The following is a 23,804-nucleotide window of genomic DNA, read 5'->3' as shown; positions in this document are numbered from 1 at the left end:
GATTTATCCAAAAGACAAACAAGGTTTATCCACAAAATGTGGATAAACCTTGTTAATCCGTGGATAACTTTGTGAATAGCTGACAATTTAGTATTATTGCATTTAGCTCTTTTATATTTTTACAAAAGTGTTCTAACTGTCGAATTTCCTCTGGCACTTCCTCTTTCTCTATAATGACAAAGTTAAAAAACTGAAAGATGGTCACAGATTGTGGATGATTTGTGAGTAAGTACAATTGTCGAATATCTTTTTCTTTCATATACTGCAAAAACATCTCGAAAAAATATAAGAAAGTCTGTTTATCCACATTAGGTGTGAATAAACAAGAACGGATAAGTGCATTTTCTCCACTTTGTTCATATCCAATTACCGCTCGTATTTCTCCCGCCTCTTCCAAGATCATAAATTGTGCGTACAACTCATTTATTTTATCATCTTTTTTATTAGCTTGTCCGAAAAAAGAATGTAATCTTTCTACATCTGCTTTCGTAGCAAAATACACGTTCTTCATAGTAAATCCCTCCTCATTGATATATATGAGGAAGGATTTATTAATAGCACTATTTAGAGAATAAAGATGTAAAAGCTTCGACGATAAATAATTTAACCTCTGGTTTCTCTTCCTCTTCTACTGTTACATACTCATTTTGCTTTTCTTGTTTTTGCTCCACAGGTTTCTCCACTTTTTCCACAGTTTTTGTTTCTACTTTTTTTACAGGCTGTTCTTCTACTTGTGTTTCGTGTTTTACTACTTTCTTTTCAGAATCTGTTACTTTTTTTGCGACTTCCTGCTTTACAACCTTCGTTTCTTTCACTTTATCCTCTTTCTTCTCTGGTACACCCACTACTTCCTCATCTTGCTCCTTAACTTCCCCCTCCTCAGGAGATTCAGCCTTCACAACATGTTCTTCTTTCCTTACAGCTGTACCACTTGAAAAATCTAAGAAACACATCGGTGGAAATAATACACACCACCAGTTTGCACCTTCACCTTTTCCAATTGTAATAAGTACCGCTTCATATTCTCCTGCCGGATAAATAAAATTCCCATATACCTTTGTAGGAAACTTCACATTCTTACCGAATTTCACTTGAAACGCCTCTTTACTTCCTTCTCTTTTCAGCGTATTCGCCACTGTCTTTTCAATTTCAGGAATATGATTTTGAATTACTTTTCGAGCTTCTTCAAATGACGTTAAATCCGCTACCCATCCATCAATTTGCACTTTCACTTCATCACGTACTTTACGTTTTAATGCCTGATCTTTATCGGAATCACTATTAGCTAAAATACGTAATCGAACGGCCTCTTTCGGAATAACAGTAGGCCCTTTTGCATCAGCTTTCATATATCCAAACTGCACAAGTAACTGTGCACCAATTAATAATAAAAGAAAGTAAGCAATAACTTGTTTTTTCATTTCCTCCACCGTCCCCTCTAAAAACAGTGTGGACAGACTTTCATCTTTCTAAACTATTAAATTCGAAATCTATATAAAAAACCGATAGAAAAGCATTTTTTTAATTGGCGAGAGGGACTGGCTATGTATAGGAGCGGTCAGGGCCTTTTCCTGCCACGCGCAAAGTTTTAAAACAAAGACAGGCAACAAGGTGTATGTCCATTTTTATCTTTATGACAGCAATCTATAGGTAATAAGAGGCGTATTTTCTCTGGAATAATACCCCTTACCAAAATTCTAAATAAAATGTATGGCTGAGTAGTTACGAATTTTTCATACAAAAAATAGAGTAAGGCTTATGCCTTACTCCATCTCTGCAAATACCATGCGATCTTTTCCATTAATATCAAATACAACTTCGACTTGAGCGCGCGGGAAAGTTTGCTGTAATAATGCTTTCACATCTTCACCTTGCCCTACACCAATTTCAAACGCCACAATCGCCTTTTTCTGTAATACATTCGGCAATTCTTCCATAAAACGACGATAGAAATCTAGTCCATCTTCACCACCAACAAGCGCACGCTTCGGCTCATGCTCCTTCACAACAGTAGAAAGACCACGCCAATCTTCCTCTGGTATGTACGGAGGATTGGAAACAACAACATCTAACTTCTGACCTGTTTCATAAAACGGAGACAGTAAATCGCCGTGATAGAAAGTTACATCCGCCCCTAAAGTTTTTGCATTTTCTTTTGCAACTTCAATCGACTCCTGTGCGATATCTACTGTATACACATGAAGATTTTTATTTTCTAAAGCGAGCGTAATAGAAATCGCTCCACTACCTGTTCCAATATCCGCTATGTGAAGCTCCTCATTACCGAAATGGCGCTCAATTCTCTCTAGCACTCCAACTATAAGTTCCTCTGTTTCCGGTCTTGGTATCAATACCTCTTCATTTACAAAGAATGATCGGCCATAAAACATTTCATAACCGAGCATATATTGGATCGGAATACCTTCTACATGGTTGTGGATAAATTCTGCAAAACTTTTCTCTTGTTCCGCAGTTATTTCTTCACGCATATTCATGAGCATTCCGGTTCTGTTTGTCTTTAATACATGACAAAGGACAATTTCTCCCGCATTTTCATCTCGTCCATTTTCCTGTAAAAAAGAAGAAGCCCATTTCAGGGCTTCATAGACACGCATTACTCAGCTGCCTCCATCTTTTGCGCCTGATCTTCCATCACTAAGGCATTGATGAAATCATCTAACTTACCTTGTAGGATTTGATCTAGCTTTTGAATCGTTAAACCGATTCGATGGTCTGTAACACGGTTTTGCGGGAAGTTATACGTACGAATACGCTCTGAACGATCTCCCGTACCAACAGCTTGTTTACGGTTTTGATCATACTCAGCTTGCGCTTCTTGTCTAAATTTATCATAAACACGTGCGCGTAATACTTTCATCGCTTTTTCTTTATTCTTAATTTGTGATTTCTCATCCTGACAAGATACAACTACACCAGTCGGTAAATGTGTTAAACGTACCGCTGACATCGTTGTATTAACGCTTTGTCCACCAGGGCCACTAGAAGCAAACGTATCAACACGAACATCTTTTTCATGAATATTAATTTCTACTTCTTCTGCCTCTGGTAGTACAGCTACAGTTGCTGTAGATGTATGAATACGTCCACCAGATTCCGTTTCAGGAACACGTTGTACACGGTGAGCACCATTCTCGAATTTCAGCTTCGCGAAAGCACCTTTACCATTAATCATAAAGATAATCTCTTTATATCCACCTAACTCTGTATAGCTCGCTTCGATAATTTCAGTTTTCCAACCTTGTACCTCAGCATAACGGCTATACATACGATATAAATCACCAGCAAATAAAGCTGCCTCGTCACCACCAGCAGCGCCACGAACCTCAACGATAACGTTTTTATCATCATTAGGGTCTTTTGGAACAAGTAAAATTTTCAGACGTTCTGATAATGTTTTCTCTTGTCCTTCTAATTCAGAAACCTCTTCTTTTACCATATCACGCATATCAGCGTCTAACTTATCTTCTAACATTGCTTTTGCATCTCGTAATTGCTCACGAACATCTTTATACTCACGGTACACCTCTACCGTGTCCTGAATATCAGATTGCTCTTTTGAATACTCACGAAGCTTATTTGTATCGCTAATAACCTCTGGGTCACTTAACAATTCATTCAACTTCTCATAACGATTTTCTACAGCTTGCAAACGATCTAACACACCATTCACCTCTACATCCTAGTATCTAATACAAATAGTATATGGTACTTAATCAAAAAAACGCAAATTATATTTAAAAGCGTAAGCGGCTTGTTCAGAATCGCAGGACATTGGAACTCTCGACCTTGAAGCGCTTTTTGCTTCGAGCGAGAGAGTGAAATGGCCGGAGATTCTTGCCGCTGGAGCTAGATAATATTTAAAAGCGCAGGTGGCTTGTTCAGAATCGCAGGACATTGGAACTCTCGACCTTGAAGCGCTTTTGCTTCGAGCGAGAGAGTGAAATGGCCGGAGATTCTTGCCACCAATCTTCATCTATTTTCGAAAAAAACCCGCTCTACATAGCGAGTTTAATTTATCTTTGTTTTGTAGGTACTGCATGACAATGACGACAACGTGGTTCGTACGATTCTGAAGCCCCAACTAAAATAATTGGATCATCAAATGCCGCTGGTTCTCCATCAATTAAACGTTGCGTACGACTTGCAGGAGATCCACATTCAGAACAAACTGCCTGCAATTTAGTTACATGTTCAGCAATCGCCATCAGCTGAGGAACTTGTCCAAATGGTAGACCACGGAAATCTTGGTCTAATCCAGCTACAATGACACGATAGCCACGATTTGCCAATACTTGCACCACTTCCACAATGTCCCCATCAAAAAATTGTACCTCATCGATTGCAATAACATCCATTTCTTCTGTTACATGGTTAAATATATCTTTTGAAGCTGAAACAGGAACTGCTTTAACCTTTAATCCATTATGTGATACAACATCTTCTTCACTATAACGATTATCAATACATGGTTTAAATACAATTGCATGTTGTTTCGCAAATTGTGTACGGCGTATACGGCGGATGAGCTCTTCTGATTTTCCAGAAAACATACTCCCGCAAATCACTTCAATCCAACCATTTTGATTCATTAAGTACATTGAGCTCTCCTTTCATCTACTTTCCTAATCCAAAGTAGGGCAAAGGTTTAATATTTTCGCAAAAAAAACAGACAAGCGAATACATACACTTGCCTGTTTTATGTTCTTTATTACTTAATACCGTATTTCTTATTGAAGCGGTCAACACGTCCGTCTGCAGTAGCAAACTTCTGACGTCCAGTGTAGAATGGGTGAGAATCAGAACTGATCTCAATTTTTAGTAATGGATAAGTGTTACCATCTTCCCACTCAACAGTTTCGCTAGAGCCTTTTGTAGACCCGCTTAAGAATTTGAAGCCAGTGTTCGTGTCCATAAATACAACTTTATTGTAATTTGGATGGATTCCTGCTTTCATTCTTTTCATCTCCTTCCGCCCTGAATCATTTTCGAAACAGAGTTTTTCATCTTCAGCTGCTTACACAACTATATTGATGAAACACATATGATGAAATTATAACAAGGCTAACTCCATTTTGCAACTACCTGTTTTTGTCTTTTTAAAAATTAAAAGCACAAGCGGCTCGTTCAGAATCCAGGTCACTTCAAGCTCTCGACCAAGAAGCGCTTTTTGCTTCGACCGAGAGAGCGAAATGACCGGAGATTCTTGCCGCTGGAGATGGATATACCTAAAAGCACAAGCGGCTCGTTCAGAATGAGAGGGGGATGGAGCTTCTGACGTAGAGGCGCTTTTTGCCTCGTAGGAAGACGCGAAGCCACCGACCATTCTAGCCGCTGGAGATGGAACTAGATACACCTTAAAGCGCAAGCGGCTGGCCCAGAATCGTAGGGCACTTCAAGCTCTCAATCCAAATATGATTTTCATCTCAAAAAACAAATTTTTCCATATATTACTCTCTCTAATATTCCCTTAAAAACATAAAAAACTCGCTTACTACGAAATAAGCGAGTCCCCATCTTTTCCCTTTACTTAGTGGTTACATACCTTTTTGAGTCTGCAACAATGTTTTGTAAAAATTCTTCATTTGTCTTTGTTTGACGAAGTTTACGTAAGAAGCCTTCAACAAAGTCTGGTGTATCACGCATTGTTTTACGAATACCCCACAGCTTGTCTAAATGTTCTTTCGGAATTAATAGGTCTTCTTTACGCGTACCAGAGCGACGAATATCAATCGCTGGGAAGATACGGCGCTCAGCTAATGAGCGATCTAAGTGAAGTTCCATATTTCCAGTTCCTTTAAACTCCTCGTAAATTACATCATCCATACGAGACCCTGTATCAACAAGCGCTGTTGCTAAAATCGTTAGGCTACCGCCCTCTTCGATATTACGCGCAGCCCCAAAGAAACGCTTCGGTCTATGAAAAGCAGCAGGATCAATACCACCCGATAAGGTTCTACCACTTGGCGGAATAACAAGGTTGTAAGCACGCGCTAAACGGGTAATACTATCCATTAAAATAACAACGTCCCTTTTATGTTCTACAAGACGCATTGCACGCTCTAATACAAGCTCAGCTACTTTAATATGATTCTCTGGCACTTCATCAAAAGTAGAACTTACAACATCACCTTTAACAGAACGTTCAATATCTGTTACTTCCTCTGGACGCTCATCAATTAAAAGTACAATTAATTCTGCTTCCGGATGATTTGTTGTGACACTGTGTGCAATTTCTTTTAACAGACTTGTTTTACCAGCCTTTGGAGGCGCAACAATTAAACCACGTTGTCCAAATCCAACTGGTGCGATTAAATCCATGATGCGTGTCGGTAACTTTTTCGTTTCCGTCTCCAATTTCATTTGGCGATCTGGGTATAACGGTGTTAATGCAGGGAAATGTACACGCTCTTTTGCTGAGTCTGGATCATCTCCATTTACAGCTTCAACTTGTAGCAATCCAAAATAGCGCTCATTTTCTTTCGGAGGTCGTACTTTACCAGAAACCTTATCTCCATTACGTAAATCGAAACGACGAATTTGCGAAGCCGAGATATAAATATCTTCTGAGCTTGGAGAATAATTGATAGGACGTAAGAATCCAAATCCTTCTGATTGAATAATTTCTAATACGCCTTCCATGAAAAAGAAACCTTCTTTTTCTGCTCGAGCTTTTAAGATAGAGAAGATTAGCTCTTTTTTCGTTAACTTGCTGTAATACGAAATCTTAAATTCCTTCGCAAGCTCGTATAACTCTTTTAATTTCATGTTTTCTAATGCTGCAATTGACAAATTCATTCAGACACCACACTTTAACTTTATTCTCTTTTCACATGGGTAAAGGGAAAAATACGGAAGGCAAATAAATAATAATGAAAGGCAATAAGTTCAAGTAGGATAATATTCACTATTGTAACCCTTTTATCTAGTTTTAATCAATACGTTGAAACACAAATACAAGAAGCGAAGACAAGAAAATTTGTCTTCGCCTTTTCATATTTCTTTCTTTTTTCTACTCACCTGATTTTAAGGCAGAATAGATAAGGTATTTCTGCTTGTATTTAATCCAGCTTCAGCAGCTAGAATGGTCGGTGGCTTCACTTCTTCCTGCGAGGCAAAAAGCGCCTCTACGTCAGAAGCTCCATCCCCCTCCCATTCTGAACGAGCTGCTTACGCTTTTTATTTAATCCAGTTCCAGCGGCTAGAATCTCCGGGCATTTCACTCTCTCACTCGAAGCAAAAAACGCTTCAAGGTCGAGAGTTCCAATGCCCTGCGATTCTGAACAAGCCGCTTGCACTTTTTATTTAATAACCAAATTCGGTTTTTTATTTAAGCTATGGCGGCCGTCTACGAAGCGTACTGTGCCTGATTTTGCACGCATAACAAGTGATTGTGTTGTTCCGACGCTACCTTTAAATTGAACGCCTCGTAATAGTTCTCCGTCTGTTACACCTGTTGCTGCAAAGATTGCATCGTCACCTTTTACTAAGTCTTCCATACGAAGGATACGATTGATATCTTCAATACCCATTCTTTTACAACGAGCTAGTTCAGCTTCGTTTTGAGGTAAGAGCTTCCCGTGAATTTCTCCACCTAAGCATTTTAATGCGACCGCAGCTAATACACCTTCAGGTGCTCCACCAGAACCGAATAGAATATCTACACCAGTACGGTCAAATGCTGTATTGATTGCTCCAGCTACATCTCCATCGTTAATTAATTTAATACGAGCACCAGCTTTACGAATTTCTTCGATAATTGCTTGATGACGTGGACGGTTTAAAACTGTCGCTACAACATCTTCGATATCTTTATTTTTCGCTTTCGCCACTGCACGTAAGTTGTCGATAATAGGTGCGTCAATATCAACTGCACCAACTGCTTCTGGACCAACCGCTATTTTATCCATGTACATGTCAGGAGCATGTAACAAATTGCCGTGATCTGCAATTGCAATAACAGCAAGCGCATTCCATCCGCCAGCTGCTACGATATTTGTCCCTTCTAAAGGATCAACTGCAACGTCTACGCGTGGTCCATATCCTGTACCCAACTTCTCTCCGATATATAGCATTGGCGCTTCATCCATTTCACCTTCGCCAATTACAACTGTACCTTTCATCGGAATTGTATCAAATACATCACGCATAGCTGATGTTGCTGCACCATCTGCCTCATCTTTTTTTCCGCGCCCCATCCAACGCGCTGATGATAATGCTGCAGCCTCTGTTACACGTACTAACTCCATAGATAAACTTCTTTCCACGATAATCCCTCTCCTTTAAATCTTTATATTTCTGCCGTATTTTGTGAACCTTGTTTTTCTATAAAGTGTACTTCCGTTAGTAGTGATTCTTCGCTCCCCATTAACGGAAGTATCACCACCTTATCCCGATTGGTGAGGGTTAATAATCAGCGTGGGATACCCCATACTGATTAAAGTTTCACTTTATGCATTCTTCATTTCTTCAATTTCTTGCTTTGTCATTTGTTCTCGCCAAATGTTTGCACCAAGCCCTTTAAGCTTGTCTACTATATTTTCGTAACCTCGATCAATATGATCAAGTCCCGTCACTTCTGTAATGCCATCCGCCATTAAACCCGCAATAACAAGGGACGCACCAGCTCGTAAGTCACTCGCTTTCACCTTCGCACCTTGTAATAAAACAGGTCCAGTCACAATTGCTGAACGGCCTTCTACTTTAATTTGCGCGTTCATACGGCGCAATTCGTCAATATGCTTGAAACGTGCGCTGTAAATTGTATCGGTTACAACTCCTGTTCCATGCGCTTTTGTTAAAAGCGTTGTAAACGGCTGTTGTAAATCTGTTGGAAACCCTGGATATACAAGCGTTTTTATATCAACTACTTTTAACCTTCTATTGCCGTTCACTGTAATTTGGTCATCGTTCGTTTCAACTTGAACACCAGCTTCTCTTAGCTTCGCCGTAACGGACTCTAAATGCTGAGGAATAACATTATCAACTGTTACTTCTCCTCCTGACGCTGCTCCTAAAATCATATACGTACCAGCTTCAATACGGTCTGGAATAATAGTGTGGTGACAACCGTGCAGTGAATCCACACCATCAATTCGGATTACATCTGTACCAGCACCTTTAATACGTGCGCCCATACTCGTTAACAATGTAGCTACATCAATAATCTCTGGTTCTTTCGCTGCATTTTCAATAACAGTTCTACCTTTCGCTCGTACAGCCGCTAGCATAATATTAATCGTAGCTCCTACACTAACAACATCTAAATAAATACGTGCCCCACGTAGTTCGTCTGCTCTTAAATAAATGGCACCTTGTTCATTTGTAACATATGCCCCTAACGCTTCAAACCCTTTAATATGCTGATCAATCGGTCGTGGCCCTAAATGACATCCACCTGGAAGCCCAATAACAGCTTTTTTAAAACGGCCAAGCATTGCACCCATTAAATAATAAGAGGCGCGCAATTTTTTCACTTTTCCATTTGGTAAAGGCATCGCAACCATGTTAGAAGGATCGACTACCATCTCTTCTTCCTGCCCATAAGTTACTTTCCCTCCAATTTCCTCTAGTAAGTCTCCTAACATTTTCACGTCCGAAATATTAGGAACACCGCCAATAGTTACTGGAGTATCTGCTAAAATTGTCGCTGGAATTAGTGCAACAGCACTGTTCTTTGCACCACTCACACGAATCGTTCCATTTAAAGCTCTTCCGCCTTCAATTAGCAACTTTTCCATATTGAGCTCCCTTCTTGTGAATGTATTTATCTTCTACTTCTTTATAAGAAGTAGAAGATTCCCCCTTAAGAATCTCAATCACTCTTTCCATCCTGAAACTCAATAAGTAGAAAACCATCACCTGTAGCTCCCCTGCTATACAAATAGATGAAGATTAACTATTCATCGAATCAAATTACTCAATTCAGATACTTACCACATTTATTAATAGGACTATGCACATTATTTTCTATATTCGCAAACCAAAAATTCACTTTATAAAATCTTTAGACTTGTTCGCGCTTTCATTATACAACGAAAGGAAACCGTCTAAAAGACTAGACGGTTTCCAAAACGGAATTTTATTCTTACGCTTTACCGTTAGAACCGAACTCACGCATTTTACCAGCAACAGTTGCTTTGATAGCGTCGCGGCCAGGTCCAATATATTTACGAGGATCGTAAACTTCTTGGTCTTTGTTTAATGCTTCACGAACAGCTTTTGTAAACTCAATTTGGTTCTCAGTGTTTACGTTAATTTTTGAAGTACCTAAAGAAATAGCTTTTACGATATCAGCAGTTGGGATACCAGTACCACCGTGTAATACTAAAGGTACGCCAGTGAAGTCGCGAACTTGTTCCATTTCAGCGAATCCTAAGTTAGGCTCACCTTTGTAAGGACCGTGTACAGAACCTAAAGCTGGAGCTAGGCAATCGATACCTGTTGCTTCAACAAGGTGCTTACACTCTGCTGGATCAGCGTAAATTACGCCTTCAGCGATGATGTCGTCTTCTTGTCCGCCAACTGTTCCAAGCTCAGCTTCAACAGATACGTTACGAGCGTGTGCGTATTCTACCACTTTTTTAGTAGTTTCAACGTTTTCATCGAATGGGTGGTGAGAAGCGTCGATCATTACAGATGTGAAACCTGCATCAATTGCTTCTTTACATTTTTCGAAGCTTGAACCATGGTCAAGGTGAATCGCTACAGGAACAGAAATGTTCATTTCTTCGATTAAAGCTTTAACCATAGCTACAACTGTTTTGAAACCAGTCATATGACGAGCTGCACCCTCAGATACACCTAAGATTACAGGAGATTTTTCTTCTTCCGCAGCAGCTAAGATAGCTTGAGTCCACTCTAAGTTGTTCATGTTGAATTGACCAACTGCGTATTTTCCTTCTAGTGCTGTGTTTAGCATTTCTTTCATAGAAACTAAAGGCATGGTGAATCCTCCTAAAAAACGTTTTTTGTATCCGATAAATTCTTATCGCTGGTAGTATGACCAGAATAAGGTAAAATATGTATATTTACATACCGGACTTCTTTCTACACTCAATAGGATAACAACTTGTACTCAAAAACTCAACTGTATTCACCTGCTCAATAGTCCATGTAAACGCTTTTTTCCATATTTTTTATAAAAAATTCATTTTTTACGCCTCTACAGCAAGCTGATCTCTCACTGCTTGACGAATCTCATCAATATCAAACGGTTTAGCAAAGTGCATTAAAGCTCCTAAATCTTTCGCTTCTTGAATCATATCCAATTCTCCATAAGCAGTCATTAAAATCACTTTAATACTCTCATCAATTTCTTTTACATGTTTTAAAATCTCTATACCATCCATACCTGGGATTTTCATATCTAACACTACTAAATCCGGATTATCTTTTTTCACGATATCTAAAGCTTGAAATCCATTCGCTGCTTGGAACGTCTGATAACCTTCTTTTTGGAACACTTCATGCAATAAAACACGAATGCCATATTGATCATCAACGATTAAAATTTTCCCTTCCATAACTCCCAACCTTTCTGTGTAAGTACAAGATTTAAAGCTTCTTATATCTTATCGGTTTATTTTCGCTACTCTTTGCCAAATCCCTTCCTATTCTTTCTTATTTTACCGTTTCCTATTTTGTTATGCCACCCTACTATTTCCCCTTTCCAAAAAAAATAAGCTATAATGAGAACCAGCTAACACGAAAGAAAGGAGCAACAACATGTTAAAAATTTTCTCGACTCAATTAAGTGGATATTTCTCTCGAATTTCTCAAAAAGAGGAATTGAATATAGAAGATAGCGCTCGTCTACTTGCCCAGGCGTTAGTTGGCGACGGCTTCATTTACTTGCATGGTACAAACGAAATGGAAGGTATTGTTTCAGAAGCATTATTTGGCGCCGAACCAATGAAACAAGCAAAACGTTTAATAGAAAACGGTGAACCGGCGGCAGTGACTTCTGCGGACCGCGTACTTCTTATTAGTCGTTTTTCGACAGATGAAGAAATTATAAAAACCGCGAAAAAACTTCATGAAGAAGGCCAATCTATCGTTGGAATCTCGGCTATTCAAGAAGGTCTTGAATCACTGGAACAATATACAGATGTACATATTGATACAAAGCTGTTAAAAGGTCTTATTCCAGATGATGAAGGTAACCGCTATGGGTTCCCAAGTTTAATTATAGCTTTATTTGCTTATCACGGATTGAAATTTACAATTGATGAAATGTTAAACGAATATTAAAAAAAGCGCCCTATTTCAGGCGCTTTTTTTATTACTTGCTCTCTTTATTCGTAATAGAAGCACTTACGAAGTCATGGAACAATGGTTGTGGACGGTTTGGACGAGATACAAGTTCTGGATGGAACTGTGCTGCCACGAACCAAGGGTGATCTTGTAATTCAATAATTTCCACTAGACGACCGTCTGGGCTTGTACCAGAGAATACAAATCCTGCTTTTTCCATATCTGGACGGAATTGATTGTTGAACTCATAACGATGACGATGACGCTCATATACAACCGGCTCATTGTAAGCATTGTAAGCATTTGTTTCTTCAGCAAGCTTACATGGATATAGACCAAGACGAAGTGTACCACCTAAATCTTCTACATCTTTTTGTTCTGGTAATAAATCGATAATTGCATAAGGTGTGTCAGGATTAATTTCAGAAGAGTTAGCTCCTTCTAATCCTAATACGTTACGTGCAAATTCGATTGATGCAAGTTGCATACCTAGGCAAATTCCTAAGAATGGAACTTTGTTTTCACGAGCATATTGAATTGCAACGATTTTACCTTCTACACCACGATCGCCGAAGCCACCTGGTACAAGGATACCATCTGTGTCGCCAACTAATTCTTTTACGTTCTCTGCTGTTACGTGCTCAGCATTTACCCATTTTACTTCTACATCTGTGTCGAATGAATAACCTGCATGACGAAGCGCTTCTACAACAGAAATATATGCATCTTGAAGCTCTACGTATTTACCAACAAGAGCGATTTTTGTTTTCTTAGAAAGGTTACGTACTTTATTAACTAGCGCAGTCCAATCTGTCATATCTGCAGCTGGATTGTCTAACTTCAAGTGATCACAAACGATTTGGTCCATGTTTTGTTCTTGAAGAGATAATGGAACCGCATATAAAGTATCTGCATCGCGTGCTTCGATAACTGCTTTTGTATCGATGTCACAGAATAATGCAAGCTTGTCTTTCATGTCCTGAGAAACAGGTAGTTCTGTACGAACAACGATAATATTTGGTTGAATACCTAAGCTGCGAAGCTCTTTAACGCTATGTTGCGTTGGTTTTGTTTTCATTTCACCCGCTGCTTTTAAGTACGGGATTAACGTACAGTGAATGTACATTACATTGTCACGACCGATGTCGCTCTTAATTTGACGAATTGCTTCTAAGAATGGTAAAGACTCGATATCACCAACAGTTCCACCGATTTCTGTAATAACAACGTCGGCATTTGTTTCGCGACCAGAACGATATACACGTTCTTTAATTTCGTTAGTAATGTGAGGAATAACTTGAACTGTTCCTCCTAAATATTCACCACGACGCTCTTTTTGAAGAACTGAAGAGTAAATTTTACCTGTTGTTACGTTGCTGTATTTGTTTAAGTTGATGTCGATAAAACGCTCATAGTGACCTAGGTCTAAGTCCGTTTCTGCACCATCATCTGTTACGAATACCTCACCGTGTTGGTATGGGCTCATAGTCCCTGGGTCTACGTTAATGTATGGATCAAACTTTTGAATAGTTACGTTTAAACCACGATTCTTTAAAAGTCTTCCAAGAGATGCTGCTGTAATACCTTTACCTAAAGACGATACTACACCGCCTGTTACAAAAATATACTTAGTCATGAAAATACTCCCTTCTACTTCGTTGTTATATAATCACCGTTGCAAAGCGCAACGTATGTAGATAACACTGTATCTATCTTATTGTTAGGCTCTTTTTATTTTCTAAACAAAAAACAAAAAAGAAAATTGCTCCCCTCATCACATAAAGTAATAAGTAGGGAGCAATTTTCTTTTATATTTACACTTTAAAAGTATTATCGTCTTTTTTTAAAGAGCCCAAAAATGATTCTACATGGACGATAATGAAAAGTCAAGAACTACCGCTCTTCCTCTTCTTCTTCTTCAGTTTCATCATACTCAAGTTCTTCTTCTGCGAAGTCTTCATTATCTTCTTCTAAATCATCAAGATCATCATCTTCATCGTCTGCGTCTTCGTCTTCAAGAACTTTGTCCAAATCTACTACATCTTCTTCTACTTCTTCTGCTTCTTCTTCTACATCATCTTCTTCAATGTAGTCGTCAAAACCGTCTTCTTCAACTTTGCGTTTCTTCTTCGGTTTTGGCTGAGGCAGAATTTCTTCATCAATTTGCTCATATGGGTACCAGCTACGTAGCCCCCAACGATTTTCTCCTAAATTAATGAAACGTCCATCGATGTTTAAATCTGTATAAAATTGTGCGAGTTTCGTATTAACTTGCCCTTGAGATAGTCCCAGCACTTGAGCGATTTCTTGAACCAACTCGTTGAATGTCGTTGCTTGTCTTTTATTCCCTAAAACACTATGTACAACTTCAATCATTGAACATTCTTTTAGCTCTTCTGGTGAATATTGCTTAAAACCCACTTATGCGGCACTTCCTTTCTTCAAATATAAGCTTATATATAACGGTCTGCTTAAAAAAATCCATACTATTCATTATAAACAAAAGTCGCACAAATATGCTACAAAAAAAACGGGAAACTTTTATCCCGCTATTTACGGGCAATAAAATTATAATTTGTCCATTCTTTATTTCGGAGACATATGTGCTCCTTGCAGTACATACCTAATTTGCATTTCTGTATATTCTTCGAGAGTATACAGTTTTTGCAGGGCCCAACGTCTAAATCCCCACATTTGTCCTTGTATGAAAATATTATGTGCAAGAAGCTGTATTTCCTTTTTATTTAGTGTAAATGTCCCATTTTCCGTACACTGCTCTAAAATATCCTCAAACATCCCGACCATTTGAAACTCTTTTTCTAATACATATGGGAGTGATTCTTTCGGTAAAAAACGTACCTCTTGATACATAATTAATACTTCTTCTTGCAATTCATCCATCACTTTAAAATAATTCATTATCGCTATCTTTAAGCTTTCTATACTTCCCTTCTCTGTACACACTACTTCCTCTAACCGCTCTTTTACATGTTCATAAATACTATCACAAACTAAATATAATACATCATCTTTTGTGCGAATATACTCATAAAGTGTTCCGATACTAAATCCAGCCGCTTTCGCAATTTCTCTCGTTGTTGTACGTGGGAATCCTTTTTGCTTAAACAGCTGCACCGCACCTTTAATCATTTGTTCACGTCTTAACGCAACTAATTTTTCATCTTTCACTGACGCATGTACATTATGTTTAACCATCCCTTCACCTCTCTCTATTATTTTTGGAAGTAAAAAGCGTAGGAAAATACCTACGCTTTCGTTCCTACTTCGTTAACATACGAGAAATTACAAGCCTTTGAATCTCTTGTGTTCCCTCATATATTTGTGTAATCTTTGCATCGCGCATATAACGCTCTACTGGATAATCTTTCGTATAACCATAACCACCAAATACTTGTACCGCTTCAGTCGTTACCTTCATCGCTGTATCACCTGCAAATACTTTTGACATCGCTGACTCTTTCCCATACGGAAGCCCTTCAGATTCAAGCCAAGCCGCTTGATATGTTAAAAGACGCGCTGCCTCTACATCCGTTGCCATATCCGCAAGTTTAAAGCCAATTCCTTGTTGCGCCGCAATTGGCTTCCCAAACTGATGACGTTCTCTTGCATATTCTACAGAAGCATCTAAAGCGGATTGTGCAATACCGACTGCTTGTGCCGCAATACCATTACGGCCGCCATCTAATGTCTGCATCGCAACTTTAAATCCTTGGCCCTCTTCCCCTAGTAAATTCTCTACAGGAATACGGCAGTCTTCAAATATAATTTCAGTTGTTGGCGAAGAACGAATCCCTAGCTTACTTTCCTTCTTCCCAACCGAAAATCCTAGCGTATCACTCTCCACAATAAATGCACTCGTGCCGCGCTGCTTCGAATCAGGATCTGTTAATGCAAAAACAACATAAATATCAGCGATGCCGCCATTTGTAATAAAAATTTTCGAACCATTTAAAATGTAATGGTCTCCATCTCGTTTTGCAGTCGTCCTCATTCCACCAGCATCTGATCCAGAGCTTGGTTCTGTTAAGCCATATGCACCAATTTTCTTCCCTTCAGCCATTGGGCGCAAAAACTTTTGTTTTTGCTCTTCCGTTCCAAATTTAAAAATTGGCCATCCAGCAAGTGAAGTATGTGCAGACAACGTTACACCTGTAGAAGCACAAACGCGGGATAATTCTTCAACGGCAATTACATACGCCAAGTAATCGCTTCCAATTCCACCGTATTCTTCAGGCCACGGAATACCGGTTAAACCAAGCTCTGCCATTTGATCAAATAAAGCGCGATCAAACCTTTCTTCCTCATCACGTTCAGCTGCTGTCGGTGCTACTTCATTCCTTGCAAAATCCCGAACCATTTTTCTTATCATTTCATGTTCTTCTGATAATTTAAAATGCATTCCCGTCTCCCCCTCTGCCTTTTTATAAAGCTCGACTAATTACAAGCTTTTGTATTTCGCTCGTTCCTTCATATATTTGCGTGATCTTCGCATCACGGAAAAATCTTTCGACTGGATAATCTTTCGTATAACCATAACCACCAAATACTTGCACCGCTTCAATCGCAACTTCAACAGCCGTCTTAGAAGCAAATAATTTCGCAATAGAAGCCTCTTTACCGCATGGTAATCCTTGTGCTCTTAGCGATGCTGCTCTGTATACAAGTAATCGCGATGCTTCTACACTTGTTGCCATATCTGCAAGTTTGAATCCGAGTCCTTGCTGCGCCGCAATTGGCTTTCCGAATTGCTCACGCTCTTTCGCATAATCAATCGCACATGCAAGCGCCGCTTCCGCGATTCCTAATGCTTGCGCTCCGATTCCAATTCGCCCAACATCTAAATTCGCCATTGCCACCTTAAATCCTTGTCCTTCTTCACCAAGTAAATTCTCGGCCGGCACTTTCATATCTTCAAACGTAAGTTGCACTGTACGAGAACCAAGAAGACCCATCTTATGCTCATCTTTTCCAATGATTAAGCCTGGTGTATCTTTCTCTACTATAAATGCTGAAATACCACTTTTCCCCGCCTCTGGATTTGTAGACGCGAAGACGATATATGTACTTGCTTCACCACCATTTGTAATAAAGACTTTCGATCCATTAATGATGTAGTGATCGCCCTTTTTTACAGCTCTTGATTTCAAACTACCTGCATCTGATCCTGCATTCGGTTCTGTTAGAGCAAATGCGCCTAAATATTCACCAGTCGCCAGTTTAGAAACATATTTCTGCTTCTGTTCTTCTGTTCCGAAGTATAAAATCGGATTCATTCCAACTGACGTATGTACAGCTAAAATTACACCAACCGTTGCACTTACCTTTGAAATTTCCTCAATTGCTAGAATGTAAGAAATAAAATCCATTTCTGCCCCACCATATTTTGCAGGCGCTGGAATACCCATTAGTCCAAGCTCACCCATCTTTTGCAAAATCTCTTTCGGGAACACCCCTTGTTCCATACTAGGAACAAAGGGAGCTATTTCCTTCTGCGCAAAATCTCGAACCATTTTCCTCATCATTTGTTGCTCTTCAGTAAAGTGAAAATTCATGTACTTCGCCTCCGTTTGCTATATATCTTTTTAACAATCTGGTAAGACCACTACTTCAATAAAGGGAGGCCTTTATTCGTAAACGTAGAAACCACGACCCGTTTTACGTCCTAACCATCCTGCATTCACATACTTACGTAATAATGGACATGGGCGATATTTACTATCTCCTAATCCTTCATGCAACACTTCCATAATGTATAAACACGTATCTAAACCGATAAAGTCAGCTAACGTAAGTGGTCCCATCGGATGGTTCATACCAAGCTTCATTACGTCATCAATCGCTTCCTTCGTCGCTACTCCTTCGTATAACGTATAAATCGCTTCGTTAATCATCGGTAATAAAATACGGTTCGATACAAACCCTGGGAAATCATTTACTTCAACTGGCACTTTCCCGATTTTTTTCGTAATATCCTCAATCGTTTCGTACACTGCATCATCTGTAGCTAAACCACGAATAATTTCAACGAGTTTCATAACTGGAACCGGATTCATAAAGTGCATGCCGATTACTTTCTCAGGACGTTTCGTTACCGCTGCAATTTCCGTAATTGGTAACGATGACGTATTCGTCGCTAAAATTGCGTGTTCTGGAGCGATTTCATCTAAATTCGCAAAAATTTTCTTTTTAATATCCATTTTTTCAACAGCTGCTTCAATAATAAGATCAGCTTCTTTGACACTATTTAAATCGAGCGTCCATGTAAGACGATTTAAAGTCGCATCTTTCTCTTCTTCCTTCATACGGCCTTTTTCTACTTGGCGGGCTAAATTTTTTGAAATAACAGCTAGCCCTCTATCTAATTGCTCTTGCTTTAAATCTTGCACTTTCACATCATAGCCTGCCATTGCACACACTTGTGCGATACCTGAACCCATTTGCCCTGCACCGATTACAACAATCTTTTGTACACTCATTTTTTCTTCCCCCTTAATTGTTAATAAACTATATATCTTCTAATCTTAATTAGTGAACTTCAATCATCACTGCATCACCTTGACCGCCACCGCTACAAATAGAAGCAATTCCAATTCCGCCGCCGCGCTGCTTCAGTGCATGGATAAGTGTAACGATAATACGTGCTCCGCTCGCTCCAATTGGATGCCCCATTGCTACAGCACCGCCATTTACATTCAATTTTTCCGGATCGATCCCTGCGATTTCTGTACTTGCAATTGCTACAGCCGCAAATGCCTCATTGATTTCAAATAGATCTATGTCTTCAATTGTCTTACCTGTCTTTTTCAGCAATTCATTAATTGCATAACCTGGCGTTCTTGGGAAATCCTTCGATTCTACCGCAATCGCCGTATGCGCCAAAATTGTCGCTAATGGTTTTCTTCCTTCTTGCTTCGCTCTGTCCTCGCTCATTAATACAAGTGCAGCACCGCCATCATTTAGTCCCGGAGCATTACCTGCTGTCACCGCTGACGTCTTATCAAATACAGGCTTTAATTTCGCTAATTTTTCAATCGTTGTATCCGCGCGTGGTGCCTCATCCTTAGCCACGACGATAGGATCGCCTTTTCTTTGCTGAATTGTTACTGGTACAATCTCCTCTTCAAAACGCCCTTCTTTATGTGCCGAAACCGCACGTTGATGGCTACGATATGCCCATTCATCTTGTGCTTCGCGAGAGATTCCATCTTCCTTCGCAACTTCTCCGCCATAAACACCCATGTGTATACCTGAAAATGCGCATGTTAAACCGTCTGCAACGTTTAAATCGATAACTTCGTTGTTACCCATTCTGTATCCCCATCTTGCGCCTCGTAAAATGTAAGGGCTGTTACTCATCGATTCCATTCCACCAGCTACAATCAGTGATTGATCACCAGTACGAATAATTTGATCTGCTAACGTAACTGCGCGAAGCCCTGATGCACAAACTTTATTTATTGTTTCTGTCTGTACTTCCCAAGGAATGCCGGCCGCTCTTGCTGCTTGGCGTGATGGAATTTGTCCTTGCCCTCCTTGGATAACCGTTCCAAATATAACTTCTTCAACATCACTAGCGGAAACATTCGCCCTTTCAAGCGCTGCCTTAATTGCGATTCCTCCAAGCTCTGTTGCTTTCACGTCTTTTAAAGTTCCTCCAAATTTTCCAACCGGTGTTCTTGCAGCACTTAAAATAACTGTTTTACTCATGTTTCTTTCCCCCATTTCTTTTTTTAGCACCGAGCGCTCGCTCGGTATCCTTGCGCCTAGAAGAGGTGCAATTATTGCACCTCTTTCTAATTTTGAATGCATTCCTACAAACTACATTGCTTCTTTCTTCTGTCCGATAACTGAGCGTTCTAAAATCTCTGTTACGTCCAAAGTTTGAACTGTTTCTTCAACTTCTTTCGCTTTCGTGCCATCACTAATCATCGTTAAGCAATACGGGCATCCTGTACCGATAATTGACGGCTGTACAGCTAGCGCTTGTTCTGTACGAGCAACGTTAATACGAGAACCTGTCGTTTCTTCCATCCACATTAGGCCGCCACCCGCACCACAGCACATTCCCGTTTCACGGTTACGCGCCATTTCTACAAGGTTTACACCTGGAATTGCTTTTAGAATATCGCGCGGCGCTTCGTATACTTCGTTGTATCTTCCTAAGTAACAGGAATCATGGTACGTAACTGTCTCTTCAATAGAATGGACAGGTTTTAAACGACCTTCCTTCACCCACTGGGCTAGTAATTCTGTATGATGATAGACTTCTGCTTGTAAGCCAAAGTCCGGGTACTCATTTTTAAAAGTGTTATAAGCATGAGGGTCGATCGTAACGATTTTCTTCACTCCTGCTTTTTCAAATTCTTCAATATTTTTTGTCGCCATTTCCTGGAATACAAATTCATTTCCAAGGCGGCGCGGTGTATCACCAGAGTTCTTTTCCTTATTACCAAGAATTGCGAATGAAATGCCTGCTTCGTTCATTAGCTTCGCAAATGATATCGCAATCTTCTGACTGCGATTGTCATACGAACCCATTGATCCAACCCAGAATAAGTATTCAAACTCTTCGCCAGCTTTTGATTTCTCCTTTACAGTTGGAACTGTTACTTCATCGTCACCTTGGCGCCATGTTTCACGCTCTTTACGGTTCAGTCCCCACGGATTACCTTGACGCTCAATGTTTGTCATTGCACGCTGCGCTTCCGCGTCCATTTTTCCTTCTGTTAAAACGAGATAGCGGCGTAAATCAATAATTTTGTCAACATGCTCATTCATAACTGGGCACTGGTCCTCACAGTTACGACACGTTGTACATGCCCAAATCTCTTCTTCTGTAATAACGTCTCCGATTAAACTTGGGTCGTACGCTAGCGCTGTAGCCGCTGATTCTTGTTGTCCTTTTCCAGCTGCCATCATCGCTAACTGATTTCCTTGTGTATTATTAAAAGCAACAACTGGAACCCACGGTGCTTTTGATGTTACCGCTGCTCCTTTATCAGTTAAATGATCACGAAGTTTTAAAATTAAATCCATCGGTGATAACATTTTCCCTGTTCCTGTTGCCGGACACATATTTGTACAACGACCACATTCGACGCAGGAATATAAGTCGATAAGTTGATTTTGTCTAAAGTCTTCAATTTTACCAACACCGAATGTTTCTTGCGTTTCATCTTCAAAATCGATTTTTTCAAGTTTTCCTGGATTTGAAAGACGACCAAAAAATACGTTAACTGGTCCAGCAATTAAATGCGCATGTTTTGATTGTGGAACATAAACTAAAAACGTTAACAAAATTAGTAAATGCACCCACCAAGAGAAATAGAACACTGAAATGGCTACGGTTTCATTTAATCCCGAGAAAACGTAAGCGATTGCAGAAGCGATTGGTTCACTCCACGAAAGCTCTTCGCCGTGCCATATAATTCCCATCCCATTACCAAGTAGCACAGAAATCATTAAGCCACCAATAAAGATAAGAACAAGACCTGATTTGAAATTACGTTTCAAACGAACAAGCTTTTCAACATAGCGTCTATGAAAAGCCCAAAAGACTGCAATTAAAATAACGAGTGTGACAATTTCCTGGAAGAATGTAAATGCAGGGTATAGTGGTCCAAGTGGAAGATGCGATCCTGGTGCAAGTCCTTTCCAAACGAAGTCAATTGCTCCAAATTGGACAAGAATAAATCCGTAAAAGAACATAACGTGAATGATGCCGCTCTTTTTATCTTTCAGCAGCTTTTTCTGACCGAAAACATTGACCTTAAGAAGATCCCAACGCTCTTTAAAACGACGGTCAAATTCGATCTTTTTTCCTAATTGTATGTAGGCCATCCTTGTTCGTATAAGATATACAAACAAATACCCCGCATAAGCAATAACAGCAATGGCAGCCAGCCAATTAATGATTAGTAAGCTATTCATTTTATGCTACCCCTCTCTTTGTAAGCTCTCTTTCTTTTTTAGAATCTTCGAAAATATATAATTTTCTGAATTATATCCCCTATTCCCATTATATAATGAGTGAGCATTCAGTCAACAGTTTTTTGTTATACAACAACACATTTTTTAATAAAGCTGTTTATTTCGGTGAAACTATAAAGTGAAACTTTAATCGGCGGAGAGCTATTCATCCCCACTAAGTATTAGCCCTAACCAATCGGGCTTTTACGGGCGGCCCGAATCCCAACCAACTTCTTTGCTTTAGTTGGGCGTCTTACTGCCCGCAAATAGCGGGATACAGTGAAATTTTGATTTGTAAAAAATTGATGGTGAAAAGACCGTGAAGGAGGGAATTTACTTATGTTTTTCTTATCTCTCTTGTTATTAGGCAGCGCTCTCTGGATTACAATCGACCTTTCATATGGGAGAATTGTTCATTTAAAGCGTGTACGTTCTCGTTCTTTCCCTTTACGTCAAAGTGATTTTCGCCTTTATACATATGGAAATGATCTATACGATGCTCTCTTTACTGATATAAAACAAGCTAAACACCATGTGCACGTTTTATTTTTTATTGTAAAAAACGATGATATAAGTCGTACGTTTTTAAAGTTACTTATCGATAAAGCACAAGAAGGAATTGAAGTAAGACTTTTACTCGACCGGTTTGGAAGTCATTATTTATCAAAAGAAGCGATTTACTCCCTACAAAAACATGGTGTCTCTTTTTCATTTTGTCATAAAGTGAAATTTCCTTTTCCTTTCTTTTCTGCAAATCAAAGAAACCATAGAAAAATTACAGTTATTGACGGGAAAATTGGTTATATTGGTGGATTTAACATTGGCGAGGAATATTTAGGGCATAATCAAAGGTTAGGGTTATGGCGAGATTATCATTTACGTCTTACAGGAGAAGGAATACAAGATTTACAAAAACAATTTTTACATGATTGGCTCGACGATACAGACCAAAATTTATTAGATTCATCTCTTTATTTTCCTACGCAACAACCAGGGACCATTCTACATCGTTTCATCCCTACTGATGGTGCCTATTTACAAAATACATTTTTACATTTGATCGAAAGCGCGAAAAAAGAACTCTTTATCGGTACACCATATTTTATTCCTGGAAAAAAAATTATGAATGCATTATTAAAAGCGCGAAAACGTGGGGTTCAAATAACTATTCTCGTTCCACAAAAGGCTGATCACGCCCTCGTTCGAGAAGCAAAATTCCCATATTGCCGAAAGTTAATACAAGCTGGTTGTAATATTTACGCTTTTCAGCAAGGATTTTTCCACGCAAAAATTATTATAGTAGACGATCATACTTGTGATATCGGAACTGCTAATTTCGATATGAGAAGTATATATATTAACCATGAAATCAATTGCCTTTTATACGATAAACATTTCATACAAGAAGTAAAACGTAAATTCGAGGAAGATTTGGGACGCTCCTCATTACTTTCCTTTGAAGATGTCAGCCCCCTCTCCATTATCGATAGAGGAAAAGAATGGATAGGAACGATACTCGCGTTCTTTTTATAGAGAAATTT

Annotated in this window: 21 protein-coding genes; 2 read left to right on the top strand and 19 right to left on the bottom strand. The window is 39.3% G+C overall.

From position 1 onward, the window contains the following. Window positions 1–52: 52 nt before the first annotated feature. From ABH959_RS19930 to spo0F, 11 genes are all read right to left on the bottom strand, one after another. On the bottom strand, window positions 53–511 hold the full coding sequence (locus ABH959_RS19930) for a GNAT family N-acetyltransferase (RefSeq protein WP_002016300.1): 459 nt from the start codon (window positions 509–511) through the stop codon (window positions 53–55). 49 nt (window positions 512–560) lie between these two features. After that, the gene (gene spoIIR, locus ABH959_RS19925) at window positions 561–1,421 is read right to left on the bottom strand and encodes a stage II sporulation protein R (RefSeq protein WP_404493081.1); all 861 of its coding nucleotides are present in this window, start codon (window positions 1,419–1,421) and stop codon (window positions 561–563) included. Between the two features lie 342 nt (window positions 1,422–1,763). Next, on the bottom strand, window positions 1,764–2,615 hold the full coding sequence (gene prmC / locus ABH959_RS19920) for a peptide chain release factor N(5)-glutamine methyltransferase (protein ID WP_002143879.1): 852 nt from the start codon (window positions 2,613–2,615) through the stop codon (window positions 1,764–1,766). Next, a complete protein-coding gene (prfA, locus tag ABH959_RS19915) occupies window positions 2,615–3,682 on the bottom strand; it encodes a peptide chain release factor 1 (RefSeq protein ID WP_002139009.1) in 1,068 nt (355 codons plus the stop codon). Before prfA ends, prmC begins: the two co-directional genes overlap by 1 nt. 352 nt (window positions 3,683–4,034) lie before the next feature. Beyond that, the gene (locus ABH959_RS19910; RefSeq protein ID WP_002016305.1) at window positions 4,035–4,619 is read right to left on the bottom strand and encodes a thymidine kinase; all 585 of its coding nucleotides are present in this window, start codon (window positions 4,617–4,619) and stop codon (window positions 4,035–4,037) included. A 110-nt stretch (window positions 4,620–4,729) separates the two neighbouring features. Then, entirely contained in the window at window positions 4,730–4,975 is a 246-nt protein-coding gene (locus ABH959_RS19905; protein WP_000643447.1) for a type B 50S ribosomal protein L31, read from the bottom strand. A 569-nt stretch (window positions 4,976–5,544) separates the two neighbouring features. Then, window positions 5,545–6,816, bottom strand: coding sequence for a transcription termination factor Rho (gene rho, locus ABH959_RS19900; RefSeq protein WP_002016308.1), 1,272 nt, complete (start codon window positions 6,814–6,816; stop codon window positions 5,545–5,547). Between the two features lie 503 nt (window positions 6,817–7,319). Then, window positions 7,320–8,285, bottom strand: a complete 966-nt coding sequence (glpX, locus tag ABH959_RS19895) for a class II fructose-bisphosphatase (RefSeq protein WP_002016310.1) — start codon at window positions 8,283–8,285, stop codon at window positions 7,320–7,322. Between the two features lie 183 nt (window positions 8,286–8,468). Next, window positions 8,469–9,758 (bottom strand): UDP-N-acetylglucosamine 1-carboxyvinyltransferase, encoded by a 1,290-nt coding sequence (gene murA, locus ABH959_RS19890; protein WP_113936184.1) that lies wholly within the window; start codon window positions 9,756–9,758, stop codon window positions 8,469–8,471. Between the two features lie 347 nt (window positions 9,759–10,105). Further along, window positions 10,106–10,963: a class II fructose-bisphosphate aldolase gene (locus ABH959_RS19885; RefSeq protein ID WP_002016312.1), complete on the bottom strand. Its 858-nt coding sequence runs from the start codon at window positions 10,961–10,963 to the stop codon at window positions 10,106–10,108. Window positions 10,964–11,174: 211 nt separating this feature from the next. After that, a complete protein-coding gene (spo0F, locus tag ABH959_RS19880) occupies window positions 11,175–11,543 on the bottom strand; it encodes a sporulation initiation phosphotransferase Spo0F (protein ID WP_000398592.1) in 369 nt (122 codons plus the stop codon). A gap of 202 nt (window positions 11,544–11,745) precedes the next feature. On the opposite strand from spo0F, the gene ABH959_RS19875 reads away from it, so the two are divergent. After that, a complete protein-coding gene (locus ABH959_RS19875) occupies window positions 11,746–12,270 on the top strand; it encodes a DUF2529 domain-containing protein (RefSeq protein ID WP_404493080.1) in 525 nt (174 codons plus the stop codon). Between the two features lie 31 nt (window positions 12,271–12,301). On the opposite strand, the gene pyrG is transcribed toward ABH959_RS19875, so the two are convergent. The 8 genes from pyrG to ABH959_RS19835 form a co-directional block, all read right to left on the bottom strand. Further along, window positions 12,302–13,909 (bottom strand): CTP synthase, encoded by a 1,608-nt coding sequence (gene pyrG / locus ABH959_RS19870; protein WP_002016314.1) that lies wholly within the window; start codon window positions 13,907–13,909, stop codon window positions 12,302–12,304. A gap of 257 nt (window positions 13,910–14,166) precedes the next feature. After that, complete coding sequence (gene rpoE / locus ABH959_RS19865) at window positions 14,167–14,694, bottom strand: DNA-directed RNA polymerase subunit delta (RefSeq protein WP_002130074.1); 528 nt, start codon at window positions 14,692–14,694, stop codon at window positions 14,167–14,169. 165 nt (window positions 14,695–14,859) lie between these two features. Next, on the bottom strand, window positions 14,860–15,489 hold the full coding sequence (locus ABH959_RS19860) for a TetR/AcrR family transcriptional regulator (RefSeq protein WP_002034889.1): 630 nt from the start codon (window positions 15,487–15,489) through the stop codon (window positions 14,860–14,862). Between the two features lie 64 nt (window positions 15,490–15,553). Next, window positions 15,554–16,693, bottom strand: a complete 1,140-nt coding sequence (acdA, locus tag ABH959_RS19855) for an acyl-CoA dehydrogenase AcdA (protein ID WP_002016320.1) — start codon at window positions 16,691–16,693, stop codon at window positions 15,554–15,556. Between the two features lie 22 nt (window positions 16,694–16,715). Next, window positions 16,716–17,846 (bottom strand): acyl-CoA dehydrogenase, encoded by a 1,131-nt coding sequence (locus tag ABH959_RS19850; RefSeq protein ID WP_113936183.1) that lies wholly within the window; start codon window positions 17,844–17,846, stop codon window positions 16,716–16,718. Between the two features lie 72 nt (window positions 17,847–17,918). Further along, a complete protein-coding gene (locus ABH959_RS19845; RefSeq protein WP_002089768.1) occupies window positions 17,919–18,770 on the bottom strand; it encodes a 3-hydroxybutyryl-CoA dehydrogenase in 852 nt (283 codons plus the stop codon). A 49-nt stretch (window positions 18,771–18,819) separates the two neighbouring features. Next, the gene (locus tag ABH959_RS19840) at window positions 18,820–20,103 is read right to left on the bottom strand and encodes an acetyl-CoA C-acetyltransferase (RefSeq protein WP_080019283.1); all 1,284 of its coding nucleotides are present in this window, start codon (window positions 20,101–20,103) and stop codon (window positions 18,820–18,822) included. A 9-nt stretch (window positions 20,104–20,112) separates the two neighbouring features. Further along, on the bottom strand, window positions 20,113–22,224 hold the full coding sequence (locus ABH959_RS19835) for a (Fe-S)-binding protein (RefSeq protein WP_219300812.1): 2,112 nt from the start codon (window positions 22,222–22,224) through the stop codon (window positions 20,113–20,115). Window positions 22,225–22,602: 378 nt separating this feature from the next. Between ABH959_RS19835 and cls the strand changes: the two genes are divergently transcribed. Continuing rightward, window positions 22,603–23,796: a cardiolipin synthase gene (cls, locus tag ABH959_RS19830; RefSeq protein ID WP_113936181.1), complete on the top strand. Its 1,194-nt coding sequence runs from the start codon at window positions 22,603–22,605 to the stop codon at window positions 23,794–23,796. Window positions 23,797–23,804 lie beyond the last annotated feature (8 nt).

This window comes from Bacillus sp. RC51 (assembly GCF_044908115.1).
Taxonomy (GTDB): domain Bacteria; phylum Bacillota; class Bacilli; order Bacillales; family Bacillaceae_G; genus Bacillus_A; species Bacillus_A mycoides.
The sequence above is the reverse complement of the archived record's forward strand: the minus strand, read 5'-3'. Positions and strand labels throughout refer to the sequence as shown.

Bases quoted from the DNA above. Each gene is read 5' to 3' on its own strand.
- acdA (WP_002016320.1), bottom strand. From the start codon at position 16,693: ATGCATTTTAAATTATCAGAAGAACATGAAATGATAAGAAAAATGGTT.
- ABH959_RS19885 (WP_002016312.1), bottom strand. From the start codon at position 10,963: ATGCCTTTAGTTTCTATGAAAGAAATGCTAAACACAGCACTAGAAGGA.
- prmC (WP_002143879.1), bottom strand. From the start codon at position 2,615: ATGCGTGTCTATGAAGCCCTGAAATGGGCTTCTTCTTTTTTACAGGAA.
- ABH959_RS19875 (WP_404493080.1), top strand. From the start codon at position 11,746: ATGTTAAAAATTTTCTCGACTCAATTAAGTGGATATTTCTCTCGAATT.
- spoIIR (WP_404493081.1), bottom strand. From the start codon at position 1,421: ATGAAAAAACAAGTTATTGCTTACTTTCTTTTATTATTAATTGGTGCA.
- spo0F (WP_000398592.1), bottom strand. From the start codon at position 11,543: ATGGAAGGGAAAATTTTAATCGTTGATGATCAATATGGCATTCGTGTT.
- ABH959_RS19905 (WP_000643447.1), bottom strand. From the start codon at position 4,975: ATGAAAGCAGGAATCCATCCAAATTACAATAAAGTTGTATTTATGGAC.
- rho (WP_002016308.1), bottom strand. From the start codon at position 6,816: ATGAATTTGTCAATTGCAGCATTAGAAAACATGAAATTAAAAGAGTTA.
- ABH959_RS19845 (WP_002089768.1), bottom strand. From the start codon at position 18,770: ATGAGTGTACAAAAGATTGTTGTAATCGGTGCAGGGCAAATGGGTTCA.
- ABH959_RS19860 (WP_002034889.1), bottom strand. From the start codon at position 15,489: ATGGTTAAACATAATGTACATGCGTCAGTGAAAGATGAAAAATTAGTT.
- ABH959_RS19930 (WP_002016300.1), bottom strand. From the start codon at position 511: ATGAAGAACGTGTATTTTGCTACGAAAGCAGATGTAGAAAGATTACAT.
- ABH959_RS19840 (WP_080019283.1), bottom strand. From the start codon at position 20,103: ATGCATTCAAAATTAGAAAGAGGTGCAATAATTGCACCTCTTCTAGGC.
- ABH959_RS19910 (WP_002016305.1), bottom strand. From the start codon at position 4,619: ATGTACTTAATGAATCAAAATGGTTGGATTGAAGTGATTTGCGGGAGT.
- cls (WP_113936181.1), top strand. From the start codon at position 22,603: ATGTTTTTCTTATCTCTCTTGTTATTAGGCAGCGCTCTCTGGATTACA.
- ABH959_RS19835 (WP_219300812.1), bottom strand. From the start codon at position 22,224: ATGAATAGCTTACTAATCATTAATTGGCTGGCTGCCATTGCTGTTATT.
- pyrG (WP_002016314.1), bottom strand. From the start codon at position 13,909: ATGACTAAGTATATTTTTGTAACAGGCGGTGTAGTATCGTCTTTAGGT.
- ABH959_RS19850 (WP_113936183.1), bottom strand. From the start codon at position 17,846: ATGAATTTTCACTTTACTGAAGAGCAACAAATGATGAGGAAAATGGTT.
- murA (WP_113936184.1), bottom strand. From the start codon at position 9,758: ATGGAAAAGTTGCTAATTGAAGGCGGAAGAGCTTTAAATGGAACGATT.